The sequence below is a fragment of the Granulicella mallensis MP5ACTX8 genome (assembly GCF_000178955.2).
GTDB classification, from domain to species: Bacteria; Acidobacteriota; Terriglobia; order Terriglobales; family Acidobacteriaceae; genus Granulicella; species Granulicella mallensis.
Window position 1 is genome coordinate 6068509 of the sequence record NC_016631.1, and the last position, 17466, is coordinate 6085974.

Consider the following 17466-nt stretch of genomic DNA (forward strand, 5'->3'; position numbering starts at 1 on the left):
TGGCCGGCAGGCTTCCCTGCCGGCCATTTCTGTTTCTCTCACATCGTCTTCTCTTGCAAGACAACGGTCGTCTCCCCTGTGCCCAGTGGGATGACATTGGCTCCCGCATCGAGGCTGGTCTTCGTACTAAGTTCCCAGCCAAGCTTTGCGGCGGTCTGCTTCACGCGCAGGCGCGCCGTTGGGACTGCGGCGCTCGCAGCAGCCAGATGCAGCGCTACCGTCTTTTTCGCAGGGTCGAAGTCTACCGAGGCGAGATGACCGGCATCGAGCGTAATCCAAAGCCCCAGCGGCGCGATGAAGAGATGGTTGCGCGAGGAGTCGAGGATCGTCGCGTGAACCAGACCGTGATGCTCCTCGACGTTGCCGCCAAAACAGATCCAGCCCATCGCAGCATCATGTGTGAGGAAGGTTCCCGTATTGATGGCGTGGCCGAAGAAGTTCGGGCCATAGTCTCCGGTGTAGGGGTCGAACATCATCCGGTCAGGAAACGAGTGGAACGCAGCCGAAGCAAAGCCCTTCTCATCGATGTTAGAGAGCGGTCCCATCACGCCACCATACCCCGCGCGCAGCAGATAGAGATCGTCCGGATGTGCGCGATACTCCTCGAGTAGCGGAATCGCATTCAATCCTGAACCATAGTGATGAAGCTGCCGTTCGATGCGCGAGTACTTACTGTCCCCGCCGTAGATGAAGTCCCAATAGCGCCGCGCGCTGCCGTTGTAGCCCCAGCTGGGAATGACAGGATCGTAGGCCAGAATTGCGTTGAGCGTCACGTCCGCCTTATCGTCATTGTGGAAGTAACGTGACCAGCCATAGACCTCTTCCTGGCCGGTGGAATCCCACGGCATCTCGCTGCCAAAGGGATAAGGTTCTCCCTTCCAGCGGTCTGCTCGCCTGCGCATCACGGCCTCCAGTTTGTCGGCTTTCTCGTTCCAGCCTTCGGCCCTCATATCTTCCAAAAGACGCATGAACACGGTGCCTTCCATCTGTCCGTATCGCGTATAGTAAGACGCCTGCGAGACCATAGCCAGCGAGGTCTCATACGCCTGGTTGAGATACCAGTCCCAGGGATGCTTCACGACAAGCCCCTTGGTGTTGCGCGCAGTGCGGTAGAGCGCCCAGTAGGCGGAGACCACGTGCGGATAGTTGTAAGAACGGCCTACGTCATCGGCACCCTTTTTATCCCAGCTTGTCCAGCTCTTCCAGTTCAGACTGGGATCGTAGGTGAAGCCGGGCACGAGTGCGGGCTGATAGAAGAAGAGGCTCTTGTGGACGCCGTACTTGTGATCTCCCTCACTGTTCTGCAGATGGCCCCACAGCACGCCGTCGACATAGCTCTCCAGTTTGGCGACCTCTTCCGCATCGGGTTCGAGATACTCCTTCATGGCCGCAGCGAGCCATGATCCGGCGCCTGCTTCATCGCTGAGACCGGCAATCCAGACGCGAGAGTCCTGGGTGACCTGTCTCCCGGCTTCATTGTCGTAACTGATGATGGAGGGCGAGCGATGAAACGGATCGTCGGGCTGATCGAACCACTGCTGATGAAAGAGGAAGCGGCCCATATCCGCAATAGCTTCCCTCTCCGGCTTGATGGTGCGATAGCCGATGCTCTGCACCGTGCCGTCGGCATAGGTGACGACCAGGCGGAAACGTCCCCACTGCTTGCCGCGCAGCGTATACGCATGCAGACCCGCAGCGTTGCGTCCATCATCGTGGATGGCTACGGCGTCTGCAGGTTCGCTCGCGATAGAACGTACCGCCGAACCGTAGCGCAGGAAGAGCCGTGCGTCGACGTCCTGCGGCAGGATGTAGCCGGGCACACCGATGGCGACCGGACGCTTGTGCTCCGCGAGAGTGGCGTCGATATGACGGACATCCGGAGCGACGAGAAAGCGGACGCCAAACGTTGCGCTCTTTCCGGGAGCAAGCGTCTCGGAGGTTGCAGGATTCCATTCGCTGACGTCCTTCCACTCCGTCTGCGCAAAGCCGGCGGAGTGCACCATCCAGTCGTACGAGCCTTCGAAGGTCGTACCACGCGGAGTGGGATCGTTGCCGAGGATGCCTTTTCCGGTTGCGCGGTCGCGGCGATCGAAGATGGGCTTCCACTCCTCGAACGGCGTGTGGCCGTCAGGCACGACGAGCAGCACCGGCCCAACGCCGCTCAGCCGTAGGACCTGAACGTAGCCCGCGTCTTCGCCCATGTAGGGATCGTAAAAACTGCACGTGCGGTAGGACTGATCGAGCGTGCGCCCGTTCATGATGTTGTTGAACACCATCGGAATCCCGACGCCACCAAGCTCGACAGGAACGCCTGCGGTATTCGTAACCGTGAAGCGCAACACGAGGTCACCATGCTCGACAGCCCAGGTGCGGACGACCTTCAAAGGCGTTCCCTCAGGCAGGCTCGATGTAACGTCGCTGACTAAGTGCGTGTCATCGGAGGCCGCGACCGTGACGGGCGCGCGGTGGAAGGCAGTGGAGACATCTGTCCATCCGGTGGCACCCGCGGTGCGAATCCGTAGATCGAGATCACCTAAGTGGTAGAAGGTATCGGCAGATCGTTCTTTGAGGCGGTCGCCTGGAGTGTAGTCCAGCGTCGCGTCGGCCTTGGGCGTCAGTTGCGCGACGATGCCCGAATACTTGAGCAGCTTCACGCTAAGAGCGGGAGAGGTTAACATCACCTCTCCTCCATCGATCATCGGCCCGGGCGGAAGCACGCGAGGGCCGCGTGGCGGTGTTTGTGCTGACGCTGTAAGACACGCAATGAGGGACAGCCCTGCGACAAGTTGAGTGGAGCCTGTTCGCCAGAAGTTTTGAACGCGCATTGGAATACCTCGACTGAATGTGGGAGCTGCGGATTACTTCTCTGAGCGGACGAGTTCGACCGCAACCTGGGTGCCTGCGATTGGAGCCTGAAGCGTCAGAGCACCATCCACTGGCATCTGCGCCGGTTGACGTTTACCCCCGACGATCAGGCTGTATCTCCCCGCCGGAAGACCCGTGAACGCGAGCGCGACAGGATGCGCAGACGTTGCGTGATTTTCGAGCGTGAAGCGCAGATGCGCGAGATTGTCGTCGTAAGAGATCGTCTTGTCCACAGCAAAGGCATCGCGGTCGAGAAGCAGATGCACGCGCTGCCCCTTCGTGAGGATGTGAAGGCGCTCGCGCAGACCATCGTGCGGAACGACCTCCGTCAAGCCTCCGTGCTGCGCGATGGTGCCGCCGTACGCATAGCGTCCAAAGATCGGATCATCGACGACGACCGTCGCGGCATCACGCAGAGCGCCGCTGAACCCGAGTTCGATCTCGCCCGAATACCACCACGGCCCGCGCCCCATCTCCTTATTGCCCAGCCAGGCGCGTCCCCACGGACGAGGTTCGAAGCCGCCACTGGCGCCGCCGTCGTTGTCCTTGCCGGGATACCAGTAGCCGTAGTTCGATTCCGCGGTTCCCGAATTGATGAGCGCAAACGAACTGAGATAGGCGGGATAGCCGAGGCGCAGATATCTCTCCGGATCGGGCGACTGGTAGTAGGCGTAGTCGAGAATGCCCCATCCGCCCATCTGCGACATGTAGCTCAACGTATAGGAGATATTTCCGTTTCCACGATAGTCGCTGCCCATGTCGTAATACGCCGTCTCCAACCATCCACGGCTTGCAACGTTAAGCGCAAACTGGCCGTCAAGAAACTGCTTGGCGTCGTCATACTTCACCTCCCTGGCGAAGGCTGCCTGTCCCGGAAGGGTGGCAGCTTGTGGAGCGGCATTCGGCGGCTGGACGCGGGCCATCGCATACTTCGCCATCGCGGCCGTGGACTCAAAGCCGGTGGTGTCATAGGGGTACTCGGAGCCGTAGAGATACGGATGGTCATTGATAAAGAACTTGACCTTCTTCTCCCACTCGCCGCGAAGGTAAGCGGCCTCTTCATGCTGGCCTTCCTGGTCGAGGGCGTCGATGAGATCGGGGATCACGATTTCGTTGTAGGTGCCGGTATCGTAGGGCGACCACTTGATGACCTCCATCGGCACGGTAAAGAAAGCCTTGGCGGTTCCGAACGCGCGTTCGAGATAGCCCTTGGAGTCGAGGTACTTCGTCGTCTCGGGATACAGCTTCGCGACGCGATACATGTTGTAGTACATGAGAACGACGTGGGGGTAATCGTAGATGCGCCACACATGTTGCTGGCCCTTCGTGCCGGGGTCGGGGCTGTCGCGCAACACCTTCCAGTTGGGGATTCCATAGATGGCGTAAGGGTATTTCTCCGTCGTGGTCTCCTGCAGGCCACCCCAGACATACTTGCTGATGTAGTCCTCCACCGCGGAGATCTCTTTCTGCGACGGATACACAATGTTCTTCTGCGCGATGAAGGCAGACTTCCCCAAAGCTGTGTCGTCCGAAGCGACAGCATACGATTGCAGGCCATCGAGATCATCAGGGCTGCGCAGCTTGTGGTCCTTCATGTCCCACTGAGAGAAGAGCCCGTAGTACCACTTGCTCGTATCGGTGTGCTGCTCATGCGATACAACAAACGCGGCGCGCTTCTTGAAGAGCGTCTCGATGGGCTCAGTCGCGAAAAACTCCAGCGCCATGTATTGACCGTTGCCGTAGTTCACGCGCAGCATGTTTTCGCCGAGCTTGCCGAAGTGGACCTTGTAGACGCGAATGTCCTTGCCACGTTCGCCCAGCGCCGTAATCTGCGTCTTCTCCGGATGCTCCGCTTCAATCTTCAGACCTGTGTTGCGAGTATGCAGAGAGAACTCCGCATCGAGGTCCGTCGGAACCGTCATCCCCGGAACGACGGCGACATCGAACAGCTTCTCCTGGTACAGCACCTCGCGGACGCCGTCGTAGTCCGGCGCCCAGCGAAAGCGGAAGCTGTACGTCTTGCTGTCTCCTGCCTTGCCCTTCGCGGCGAGGACGAGATGTGTCGCAGGCAATCGCCAGTTGCCGCCCTTCGCCTTCAGGTCAGTCATGCTCGCGGCAGCGTGGATATAGGCGTTGTAGATCCGTGTTGTGGGGACTTCCTCAAAGTACTCAAGCGAGGTGCCGGACGCCGGCGTCATCACGAGATACGGACCCTCTGCATTGGTGCGCATCCAGTAGATGTACGAACCATCGCCAGCAATCGACCCATGCTGAATCACTCGCTTCGTATAAGTCTCCGTCTTGTCTCCGACATAATGACGGTTCATCGGAAGCCCGATCGAGAGATCGCCAATCTCAACAGCCCGGTCCGTCGGATTCCGCACGGTAATGCTCCACACCAGCGCATCCCCCACCGGCTCAAAGGTCTCCGAGGCCTGAAGATCATCCACCGGCACAACCATCCGCGCAGGCTCGCCATTCAGCCGCCACTGCAGGATGCCTGCCGTAGCATCCACTGCAAGCTGCACCTCGAGACGAATACCCGTCGTGCTCACCGGCTGAAACGTGGTCTGGTTGAACGTGTCGACAGCGATTGGCGATTGCTTCGCCTGCGAGACTTCTTTCCAGTCGTCACCAACCTTGTAGAGCACCTTCCACGACACGGGAAGCTTCGTATTCATACGCCGCCCCGCATCGGCTGCCCAGAAGACCTCTGCGGAGTGCACCGGCTCCGGCTGATCGAAGTCGTACTCGACCCACTCCGTGGTTCCCTTCTTCTCCGCCCACGTAAAGCGTGCCGCACCGATATCGTGCGAGGTCGAAGGCTCAAACGCGGCACTGAGCACACGCGCACCCGGGCCACGCACCGAAGCGGAAACATGCGCTCCACCGGCCAGCGTCGGCTGCAACCGGCTGATGGTGTAAGGTCCGGTATTTCCGTGGCGGCTCGCCGCGGAGACCTCGCTCCATGCGTCCGTGCCCTCCGCACGATAGCGAATGGAGACATCACCCAACGCATGGCCCGACTGGATATAGTCGGTGGCATATTTGTCCTGCACCTTCTGCAGGCTAGAGATCCCGTTCGCCGTGTACTTCAGCTGGAACGGAGAGGCCGAAGGCGACTGTCCGAGGGCACAAAGGGGAACCGCCAAGAACGCGCACAGCCGAAAGAAACAAGACCTGCTCATCTGCCATCTCCTGGATATCTGGATGTGGATATTGGGGTGCTACATCGACCTTAATGTATACAATAAAGTATAAATATTTGTGAACAGTCGAAGGCTCTGGCTCGATTGTGAGGACCTTTTGAAGAGCGTGACTCCCTTTATCCGTCGTGTTGCCGCCGCTGCTTTTCTCGCAACCTCCGCCGCAGCCCTGGCCCAAGCTCCGCAGCCGACGGTCATCCACAGCGCGGGAAACCCGATCCTCTCCGATGGCTCTTACTACTCCGCCGATCCCGCGCCAATCGTGGTCAGAGACACGCTGTATATCCTCGCGGGACGCGACGAAGCAGCGCCCAACGTGAACAACTTCGTCATGAACGAATGGCAGCTCTTCGCGGCCAAAAACGTCGCCTCCAAGACCTGGCGGCACTATCCCGCGATCCTTCGGCCGGAGACCGTCTTCGCCTGGTCCAAGCCTGGCCATGCCTACGCCGGACAGATCATCCAGGGGCCCGACAAGCGCTTCTACCTCTACGCCCCGGTTCAGGAAGGAAAGCGCGAACACACCGACCCCTTCGTCATCGGCGTTGCCGTCTCCGACAGCGTGCTCGGCCCCTGGAAGGACGCGCATCCGAGCGGCCCCATCGTCTCGCAGTCCGTGCCCGAGCCCAACAAGATACAGAACATCGATCCAACAGTGTGGGTCGATGCCGATGGCCGCGTCTATCTCTACTGGGGCACATTCGGCCGTCTCCGCGGCATGGAGCTCGAGAAAGATATGGTGACGCCAAAAGGCAAGGAGATCACCGTCGATACGCTCACCGGGTTCTTCGAAGCCGCCTGGCTCTTCCGTCGCAAGGACACGTACTACATGGTCTATGCCGACAACAAAGCCGGCCCGGATTCGCCCTGCACGCCCGCGAATTATCATGCCTGCATCGCCTACGGCACCGCGCCAACCCCGCTCGGGCCGTGGACGTATCAGGGCGTCATCCTCGATCCCGTCTCTTCCACGACCTCGCATCCGGGTGTCATCGAGTTCAAGAAGAAGTGGTACCTCATCTATCACACGGCCGACGCCAAGGGAGGCGGCCACTTCCGGCGCAGCGTGGCGATCGACACGGTGAAGTGGGACGACAGCGTCTCACCGGCCCGCATGTTGAAGGTGCAGCAGACGCACGAACCGCAGCCGCCAGCAGAGCCCAGCCGCAATCTTGCCTCGGCCGCACTGGCCTCCGCCTCCAACGAACCCATCCCGGTGCAGTACTGGATCAAGGCGCTCAACGACGGCATCGTTCGCCCAAACCCCTTGCCTCCGGATATGTGGGGCAGCTGGACCCCACACAATCCTTCCAGCCAGTGGATTCAATATGAGTGGAGCAAACCCGTCACCCTCGACGGCTCGCGGATTCAGTTCTGGAGCGACCACCGTGCAGGTGCCCACGAGGGTGTTGCACCGCCGGCCGCGTGGCACCTCGAGTATCGCGGCGGAGACGGCTGGCATCCCGTAGCCAATGCGAGCGGCTATCCAACGACCGTCGGCGAGTTCGTCGACGTGAAGTTCGATCCCATCACCACGCGCTGCCTTCGCGCCGTGTTCGATGCCTCGGGCGACGGCCAGCAGTACGCCGCAGTCGCCGTCCAGGAGTGGGAGACACTCGGACCGAAGGTGGTTTCCCTCACCTCGCTGCCGAAACCTCCGTCCGCCAGCGACCCCAATTCGGGCTGTTCGGCAGCTCCAGCAACCCACCCATAAGCTTTTTGGTTGACAACAATGGCCCAATCGCGCGATGTTCTATGTACTCGAAATTGTATCCGTTAATTGCACGACTACCGAAACCACCGCTAACAGAAGGAGGAACCTTGGACATGAAACTCGCACACAGGCTCTTTCTTGGGGGCGCAGGCGCAATGAACACCACAACCCTCCTGCGCGCGAACGCGGAAACGTTTTCTTACGACGCTTCCGCATCGTTTAGCCTCGTAGCGAACAGCACACTCACGCTTCGGCGGGTCCCTGGCATAGGGCCGCTCCCGGCATCTCTCACTCAGAAGGCATAAGCGCATGCAGCAGATCGATACAGACTTGCAGCTCATTCATGACGGGGAGACCGGCGTATCCCCTACCGAGTTTCGCAAGGCGCTGGGTCTCTTCGACTCCGTGATGATCGTTGCCGGCATCATGGTCGGCTCCGGCATCTTCATCGTCAGCGCGGAGATCTCCCGGCAGGTCGGCTCGGCCGGCTGGCTTCTCGTCGCCTGGGTCATCACCGGCATCCTCACCGTCTTCGGCGCGCTCAGTTACGGAGAGCTCGCCGCGATGATGCCCACCGCCGGCGGCATGTATGTCTATCTTCGCGAGGCCTTCTCGCCGCTGCTCGGCTTCCTCTATGGCTGGACGCTCCTGACCGTCATCCAGACCGGCTCTATCGCCGCCGTCGCCATCGCCTTCGCCCGCTTCAGCGGCGTGATGTTCCCCTCGATCAGCGAGACCCACTACTTCATCCCGCCCGTCCGCGTCCTTCCCGGCTATGCGTTCTCGCTCTCCTCCGCACAGGCGGTCGCACTCGCCGTCATCCTGCTCACCTGCTTCATCAACACGCGCGGCGTCACCTGGGGCAAGCTGGTCCAGAACATCTTCACCGTTGCAAAGCTCGCGGGCATGGTCGTGCTCCTCGGCCTGGGCGCGTATGCCTTCGTGCGCAACCCGTCTGTCTTCCACCTGAACTTCGCCGACGCCTGGCATCCCAAGCACATCTCGCTCATCCACACGATCGACGCCACCACCGGCTTCGGTCTTCTCGTCGCGCTCTGCGTCTCACAGACCGGCTCACTCTTCTCCGCGGACTCCTGGCACGACATCACGTTTGTCGCCGGTGAGGTCCGCAACCCCAAGCGCAATCTGCCGTTGGCGCTCGGCCTCGGCACCTCGATGGTGATCGCGCTCTACCTGCTCTGCAATCTTTGCTACCTCGCCGTGCTGCCCATCAGTGCCATCCAAACGGCCCCCGGCGATCGCGTTGCAACCCTGGTCGTCGATACCGTGCTGCCCGGCATCGGCAAGCTGGCTATGGGCTGCCTCATCATGGTCTCCACCTTCGGCACGGTGAACGCGCTCACCCTCGCGGGAGGGCGCGCCTGTTACGCGATGGCGCAGGATGGGCTCTTCTTCCGCCGCGCGGGCAAGCTCAATGAAGCCCGTGTCCCCGGCTGGGCACTCGCGATCCAATGTTTCTGGGCGCTGCTGCTGGTTCTTCCGCGCACCTACGATGCCGCCACCCAGACCTACGGCAATCTCTACAGCAATCTTCTCGACTACGTGATCTCTGCCGCCCTCATCTTCTACATCCTCACGGTGATCGGCCTGTTTCGCCTTCGCTCCACGCGGCCCGATGCGCCCAGACCCTATCGTTGCTGGGGTTATCCCTGGCTGCCGGCGCTCTACATCACCGGCTCCTCCGTCGTCCTGGTCATACTCTTCATTTATCGGACATCGACTACCTGGCCCGGCCTGCTCATCGTCCTGAGCGGAGTTCCGGTGTATCTGTTCTTACGCAAAGGCAAATTGCAGGCAGACCTGGTGGCAGCCCAGAACACTTCTGGGTAACGCTTCAAGCCACCCTCATACCCAAGCCCTAAGAAAACAAGGGAAACGCTTTCTCAAAGTCGCGACTCTCGCGGAATACCACTCTCAACGAGCCCGCTGGCTCCCAAATGTTTGTTCTGAAGCAAAGGAAACCGGATTCATGGCCATCGTCGCCGGAGTAGATTTTGGAACGCTCAGCGTGCGAGTCACCTTGCTCGACAGCGAGCGGGGACGGCTCGGAACATCCTCCGCAAACTACCCTCTGCATCGCCGCAGAGAAGATCCGGACTTCGCCACCCAGTCTCACCACGATCAGATGCAGGCCCTGGCCGCAGCCACACGACAGGTGCTGGCCGAAACGGGAGTCGCCGGCGCGAACGTCGTGGGTCTGGCCCTCGACACGACCGGATCGAGCGTCATCCCCGTCGATGCCCAGCTCCAGCCGCTCGATGAGTACATGCTCTGGTGCGACCATCGCGCCCACAAGGAAGCCCAGCTCATCACCGAGATGGCGCACGCCCAGAACCTCGAAGCCATTGCATGGTGCGGCGGCGTCTACTCGTACGAGTGGGGCTTTGCCAAGCTGCTCTACTGGCTTCGCAACAATCCCGGCAAGCGCGCGTACTTCGCCACCGCCCTGGAGCACTGCGACATGGTCGCCGCCACGCTGATCGGCATCACCGATCCGGCCGAGGTGCCGCGCAGCATCTGCGCCATGGGGCACAAGTGGATGTGGAATCCGCGCTGGGGTGGTCTGCCCTCGCAGGCATTCCTCTCCAGCCTCGATCCTCTCTTCGACGGCATTCGCGAAAAGCTTCAGGGCAAGTACGCAACGTCCGATGCCATCGCCGGCACGCTCAGCAAACACTGGGCCGAGCAGATGGGGCTTCGCGCCGGCATTCCTATTCCCGTCGGTGCCTTCGACGCGCACTGGGACGCGATCGGTGCCGGCTGCAAAGAAGGCGATGTCGTCAACGTCGTCGGCACGTCGACGTGCATCATCGCGATGGCCTCGCATACGAACCTGATTCCCGGCGTGTGCGGTGTGGTACCGGGCAGCGTGCATCCGGCCTTCACGGGAATAGAAGCCGGTCTCTCTGCTACCGGGGACATCTTCGAAGCCATCGCGCGCCGCGCAGGCACCGATGTCCGCACGCTTTCGCAGGGCCTTGAAGAATATGCCCCCGCGCAGACAGGGCTGCTGCGCCTGAGTTGGGATAACGGGGATCGCACCGTGCTGGTCAACTCGGAACTGGGTGGGATGACCCTCGGCTGGAACCTGCTGCACTCGGCTCAGGACGAACTCTTCGCCGCCATCGAAGGCACCGCCTTCCACACGCGCATCATCCTCGAGCGTATGGCCGAGCACGGCGTTGCCGTCGAGCGCGTGATCAATGCGGGCGGCATTCCGCAGAACAACAGCGTCCTGAACCAGGTATATGCCAACGTGCTCGGCAAGCCTGTGCTGGTGCCGGATGGAATCCCCACCAGCCTGGGCTCGGGAATCGTCGCCATGGTGGCATCGGGAATCTATCCGTCCATCGAGGCCGCGCAAGAAGCGTTATGCCTTCCCTTCAAAACCTACCGGCCGCAGCCCGAAGCCGTTGCGCGTTACGACGAACTCTTTACTCACTATCGCAATCTGTACTTCGCCTTCGGGGAAAAGAAAGCCACTCCCGCATCGTTCGGGGAGGTTCTTCCAACCCTTCGCAGGATCGCCACCGAGGCACGCACGTCCTCCGCCACCTAAAACTTGTTCGATTGAAAGGAAGTTCAAGATGAATCTGAAATCTCTCGAAGTCTGGTTCGTTACAGGAAGCCAGCATCTTTACGGAGCCGAAGCGCTCGCGAAGGTTGCGGAAAACTCGCAGAAGATCGCCGCTTCTCTCAATGCCGAAAGTGCCATCCCGGTCACCATCGTCTTCAAGCCGGTGATGACCACGAGCGACCAGATTCGCGAGCTCTGCCGAGAAGCCAACAACGCCAAAAACTGCATCGGCCTCGTGCTCTGGATGCACACGTTCTCGCCGGCAAAGATGTGGATCGCCGGTCTCAAGTCGCTGGCCAAGCCGTTCCTGCATCTGCATACGCAGTTCAATCGCGAGCTTCCCTGGGCCTCCATCGACATGGACTTCATGAACCTGAACCAAGCCGCGCACGGCGACCGCGAGTTCGGCTTCATCACCGCCCGCCTGCGCCTGCCGCGCAAAGTCGTGGTCGGCTTCTGGCAGGACGCGGGTACCGTGTCGGAGATCGCCGCGTGGACCCGCGCCGCGGCAGGCTGGAACGAATCGCAGACCCTCAAGGTCGCACGCTTCGGCGACAACATGCGTGACGTCGCGGTCACCGACGGCAATAAGGTCTCCGCGGAGATGCAGCTCGGTTACAGCGTGAACGGGTATGGCGTCGGCGATCTCGTCGAGCGCATGAATCAGTTCAGCGACGCCGAGGTCGATAAGCTCGTCGCCGAATATCGCAAGGCCTACACCATCACCAAGGCCCACGACCGCCCCGCCTCCCTCCGCAACGCCGCGAAGATCGAGCTCGGCCTGCGGGCGTTCCTCGAAGAAGGCGGCTTCGGCGCCTTTACCGACACCTTCCAGGACCTCCACGGCATGGATCAGCTTCCCGGTATCGCAGCCCAGCGCCTTATGGCAGACGGCTATGGCTTTGCGGGTGAAGGCGACTGGAAGACAGCCGCCCTGGTACGCACGATGAAGGTGATGGCACTCGGCATGCAGGGAGGCACCTCCTTCATGGAGGACTACACCTACGACTTCAGCGGAACGCCGAAGGTCCTCGGCTCGCACATGCTGGAGATCTGCCCCTCAATCGCTGCCGGCAAGCCGTCGCTCGAGGTCCATCCACTCGGCATCGGCGGCAAGGCCGATCCGGCACGTCTTGTCTTCACCGCACCCAGCGGGCCGGCCGTCGTAGCGACTCTCGTCGAGATGAGCGAAGGCTTCCGGTTAATCGTTAATGAGGTCGATGTCGTCCCACCAGAAGAGGAGTTGCCGAAGCTCCCTGTTGCACGCGCAGTATGGCTCCCGAAGCCAAGTCTCAAGGTAGCCGCCGCTGCCTGGATCTATGCTGGAGGGGCGCATCACACCGGCTTCAGCCAGGCGCTCACCACGGAGCACCTGGAAGACTTTGCGGAGATCGCCGGCATTGAGTTGATCGTCATTGACGCGGATACGCGCCTGCGCGAACTGCGCCGGCAGCTTCGCTAACAGATATTCATAGAAGTTCAGGAGTTACAGATGCAGTTGACTGGTGAGATGTTGATCGGCGCACGCGCCGTTCCCGGAATGGTAGGCAAGCTTCGTGCAATAAACCCCTCGACGGGTGCAGAGATGGAGCCCGCCTTCAGTGGCGGCTCCGTCAGCGACGTCGACGCAGCCTGCGCCCTGGCTGCCGCGGCCTTCAATACGTACCGGGCCACAAGCCTGGAGCAGCGCGCGCAGTTCCTGGAAGCCATCGCACAAGGCATCGTCGATCTCGGCGATGTGCTCGTCGAGCGCGTGATGGCAGAGTCGGGTCTTCCGCGTCCTCGTGTCGAAGGAGAACGCGCCCGCACCGCTGGGCAGCTTCGTCTCTTTGCCTCACTCGCGCGCGAAGGCCGCTTTCTGAGCGCGACTCTCGACACGCCTCTTCCCGAACGCAAGCCGCTTCCCCGCGCCGACCTGCGCGCCCAGAAGATTCCACTGGGCCCGGTCGCTGTCTTTGGTGCCAGCAACTTCCCGCTCGCCTTCTCGGTCGCCGGAGGAGATACGGCTTCCGCACTGGCCGCAGGTTGTCCCGTCGTCGCCAAGGCTCATCCTTCGCACCTTGGAACCTCCGAGCTGGTCGGTCGCGTCATTCAAAAGGCCGTTGCCGACAGCGGACTTCCCGAAGGCGTCTTCTCTCTCCTCATTGACAGTGGCAACAACGAAGTAGGGACAGCTCTCGTTCAACATCCGGCGATCCAGGCTGTTGGCTTCACCGGCTCGCGGCGCGTCGGGCGTATTCTCGTCGCGCTTGGGGCAGGCCGCGAAGTCCCGATTCCCGTCTATGCGGAGATGAGCAGCATCAATCCGGTCTTTCTTCTGCCTGGCGCTCTCAAGCAGCGCGCGGAGGCCATCGCGCAGGGCTTCATCGACTCCCTCACGATGGGCACCGGTCAGTTCTGCACCAAGCCGGGTATCGTCATCGGCCTCGCGAGCCCGGACTTCGACCGCTTCCGCACTGCCGCGCAATCCGCCATCGAAGCCAAGGCCGCGACCACCATGCTCAACACGGGCATTCATCGTGCCTACTGTCACGGCACCGATGAGTGGTCGAAAGACAGCGGCCTCCAGGCCCTTTCCAGCGGCGCAGCGCCCGCGCCAGAGGCAACCGCGGGCCAGCCAAAGTTCTTCAGCACGAAGGCGAGCTACTTCCTTCAGTCTCCGCACCTTCTCGAAGAAGTCTTCGGGCCTGCGGGTCTGCTGATCGAATGCAGCAGCACGGATGAGTTGGTCGCCGTCGCCAACCATCTGAACGGGCAGCTCACGGCGACACTTCATCTCGAAGCAGCCGATACGGCTCTCGCACGGACACTGGTGCCGATCCTCGAGCGCAAAGCCGGTCGCATTCTCGTCAACGGCTTCCCGACCGGAGTCGAGGTCAGTTATGCGATGGTGCATGGAGGACCTTCGCCCGCGACCTCCGACAGCCGCGTTACCTCGGTCGGTGCGATGGCGATCGAACGGTTCCTGCGTCCAGTCTGCTATCAGGACTTCCCGGCGTCCCTGCTGCCCGAGTCGCTTCAGGATGCCAATCCACTGCAGGTCTGGCGTCTTGTGGACGGAAAGCTACAGCAACCGTAAGGAAATCTGGACACTTTCAGTTCAGCCGATGTAGGCTGTTCACAGTTTCGTATACGTTGTCGCATACAAAGAAAACGTATACTCAAAACCCTGCGGCAGATTCGAAGGAGTACCTCTCAATATGTCTAGCAAACTCTCCAACAGCTTGATGAATCGCCCGACGGCCCAAGATGCCGTTGCCCTCCCCGAAACCGCAGGGTCCGACAGTCTTCTGAACAGACGAAACTTCCTCGCTGGCGTGGCAGGAACCGCACTGCTGACTGCGGTGCATCCATCTAAAGCCCTGGCGCAGGACAGCACCTCTCTCAATCTCGCAAAGGTCGCCACGCCTTCGAGCCTCTATATCTCCGGCGACACCAACCTCACCGCATTGAACGACGGCAACACCCCCGCCAATTCGCGCGATCAGGTTCATGGCTCCTACGGCAACTGGCCCAAAACGGATACCCAATGGGTGCAGTACGACTGGAGCAAGCCGGTCACCACGAACAAGGTCGACGTTTACTGGTGGATGGATCGCGGCGGCGTAGGCGCACCGAAGTCCTACCGGATTCTCTACTGGAACGGAAGCGACTTCGTTCCGGTTGCAAACGCCCAGGGATTGGGAGTTGCCGCAGACACCTTCAACACCACCACCTTCGATGAAGTAAAGACAGACAAGCTGCGTCTTGAGATCGCCTCGGACGGCACGCACTCCACCGGCATCCTCGAGTGGCAGGTGCTTAGTTCGGGTCCTGTTCCCGACTTTCCTCCGACCGTCAACGCCGGCATCGACCGGACGGTCGTACTCGGCGGAGAGACGTACCTCATGGGCAAAGCGGACTGGCTCAAGCCGGCGCGGGGCAACACGGCTCGCTGGACCAAGGAAGCCGGCCCCGGCCATGTGCTCTTCGCGGACGCTGCCGCGCCCAACACCAGCGCGGCCTTTTCCGCACCGGGCGACTACGTACTCAAGCTGACCGCCAACGGCAGCCAGGAGCAGGTCACTTCCACGCTCAAAGTACGCGCGGAGGTTGCCCCACCGAAGGATCGGCTCGACGTCGTTTATACCAAGAAGTATGCGATCGATAGCCCGCTGTGGAATGCGCGTGCCAAGACACTGATCGTCAGCTGGATTCCCCATTGCATCGAGTACTGCGAGCGCACCGACCTCACGCAGGGACAAGGTGGCATCGACAACTTCATCGAAGCCGGCAAGGCTGTTCGCGGTGAACCGCACGCTCGTCATAAGGGCTACGTCTTCGCCAATGCGTGGGTCCACCAGACGGTGGAATCCATGTGCATCGCGCAGATGGTCGATCCGCAGGGAGATCCCGAGATCATTGCGGCCCAGGCCAAGATGAAGGAGACGTTGGAGCGCTGGATTCCCATCATCCTCGCCGCGCGCGAGCCCGACGGCTATCTGCAGACGGCTTACACGCTGGCGGACCGCAGCCACTGGCCGGAACGCTGGTCGCCCGCGCAACGCGGCAACCACGAGGGCTACGTCTCCGGTTACTTCATCGAATCCGCGATCAACCACTACACGCTGACCGATGGCCAGGATCTGCGCCTCTATGACGCTGCCAAGAAGCTCGCCGACTGCTGGGTGGCGAACCTCGGTCCCGGGAAGAAAGCGTGGTTCGACGGACACCAGGAGATGGAGCAGGCACTCGTCCGCTTCGGGCGCTTCGTCAACGACATGGAAGGCAATGGACGCGGAGACTCGTACATCAAGCTCGCCAAGTTCCTTCTCGACTCCCGCCGCGGCGGTCAGGAGTACGACCAGAGCCATCTGCCTCCGGGCCAGCAGTACGAAGCCGTAGGCCACGCCGTGCGCGCGACCTACTTCTACTCCGGCATGGCCGACATCGCCGCGGAGACTGGCGACAAGGACTACCAGAGCGCGGTGATCTCACTCTGGGACAACATGGTCAACCGGAAGTACTATCTGACCGGCGGCATCGGCAGCGGTGAAACCTCCGAAGGGTTTGGCCCGAACTATTCGCTTCGCAATGAGGCCTACTGCGAATCCTGCTCCAGTTGTGGGCTCATCTTCTTCCAGTACAAGCTCAACCTCGCCTATCACGACGCCCGCTTTGCCGACCTCTACGAGCAGACGATGTACAACGCTCTGCTGGGCGGCGTGGATCTGGCGGGCAAGAACTTTGCCTACACCAACCCGCTCACCAATACGCTGCGTACCCCCTGGCACGTCTGCCCGTGCTGTGTCGGCAACATTCCCCGCACGCTGCTCATGATGCCGACGTGGAGCTACGTGAAGGGCAACAAGGGACTCTACGTCAACATGTTCGTCGGCAGCCGCATCCACGTCGGCAAGGTAGCGGGCACGAACGTGGAGATGGTGCAGAAGACCAACTATCCCTGGAGCGGCAAGGTAAGCATCACGGTCAATCCAGAAGAAGCCAGGACCTTCTCGGTGTACGTGCGCATTCCTGACCGCAACACCAGCGAACTGTACACAGAGACGCCGGTGGTCAGCGGGATGAAGAGCTTTGCCGTCAACGGTCACGAGGTAAAGCCTCGTATCGAGAAGGGCTATGCCGTCGTCACGCGCGAGTGGAAGACCGGCGACCGCATCGATCTGGAGCTGCCGATGGAACCGCAGCGCGTCAAAGCAGACAGCCGCATCAAGGCCGACGTCGATCTGGTCGCGCTGAAGTACGGCCCACTCGTCTACAACGTGGAGACTGCGGACCAGCACAATCTCGAACAGGCATTGAGCGATGCTCCGCTCAAGATGGAGTGGCGGCCCGACCTGCTTGGCGGTGTGATGGCGATGAGCGGCAAGTGGCAGGACGGCACGCCCATGCTGGCCGTTCCAAACTATGCGCGCATGAATCGCGTCGAAGTCCCCAGGGAGCAGACTGCAGGAGATCCCTCCGTCAACTACGCACCGGGTTCAACGACGAATGCTGGGGCCAATCCCGCAGCCGCTGCGAATCAGCGCCGTATTCGCATGAGGACGGTTCAATCCAAGGTCTGGATGAAGAACCAGGTCTAG

General features: G+C 61.1%; 8 protein-coding genes. 6 read left to right on the top strand and 2 right to left on the bottom strand.

From position 1 onward, the window contains the following. Positions 1-38 precede the first annotated feature (38 nt). Positions 39-2678 (bottom strand): DUF5695 domain-containing protein, encoded by a 2640-nt coding sequence (locus ACIX8_RS23580; RefSeq protein WP_150110723.1) that lies wholly within the window; start codon positions 2676-2678, stop codon positions 39-41. A 180-nt stretch (positions 2679-2858) separates the two neighbouring features. Next, complete coding sequence (locus tag ACIX8_RS23585) at positions 2859-6053, bottom strand: DUF5695 domain-containing protein (RefSeq protein WP_014267916.1); 3195 nt, start codon at positions 6051-6053, stop codon at positions 2859-2861. Positions 6054-6180: 127 nt separating this feature from the next. Between ACIX8_RS23585 and ACIX8_RS23590 the strand changes: the two genes are divergently transcribed. The 6 genes from ACIX8_RS23590 to ACIX8_RS23620 all read left to right on the top strand — a co-directional run bounded on the left by ACIX8_RS23590 (position 6181) and on the right by ACIX8_RS23620 (position 17466). After that, positions 6181-7785 (top strand): family 43 glycosylhydrolase, encoded by a 1605-nt coding sequence (locus ACIX8_RS23590; RefSeq protein WP_223295585.1) that lies wholly within the window; start codon positions 6181-6183, stop codon positions 7783-7785. Between the two features lie 309 nt (positions 7786-8094). Next, positions 8095-9636: an APC family permease gene (locus ACIX8_RS23600; protein ID WP_014267919.1), complete on the top strand. Its 1542-nt coding sequence runs from the start codon at positions 8095-8097 to the stop codon at positions 9634-9636. A 139-nt stretch (positions 9637-9775) separates the two neighbouring features. Further along, positions 9776-11365, top strand: a complete 1590-nt coding sequence (locus ACIX8_RS23605) for a ribulokinase (protein ID WP_014267920.1) — start codon at positions 9776-9778, stop codon at positions 11363-11365. Between the two features lie 28 nt (positions 11366-11393). Next, positions 11394-12845, top strand: coding sequence for an L-arabinose isomerase (araA, locus tag ACIX8_RS23610; protein ID WP_014267921.1), 1452 nt, complete (start codon positions 11394-11396; stop codon positions 12843-12845). A gap of 30 nt (positions 12846-12875) precedes the next feature. Continuing rightward, the gene (locus ACIX8_RS23615; protein WP_014267922.1) at positions 12876-14462 is read left to right on the top strand and encodes an aldehyde dehydrogenase (NADP(+)); all 1587 of its coding nucleotides are present in this window, start codon (positions 12876-12878) and stop codon (positions 14460-14462) included. A 121-nt stretch (positions 14463-14583) separates the two neighbouring features. Continuing rightward, positions 14584-17466 carry a beta-L-arabinofuranosidase domain-containing protein gene (locus tag ACIX8_RS23620; protein WP_014267923.1) on the top strand — a complete coding sequence of 961 codons (2883 nt, stop codon included), beginning with the start codon at positions 14584-14586 and terminating at the stop codon, positions 17464-17466.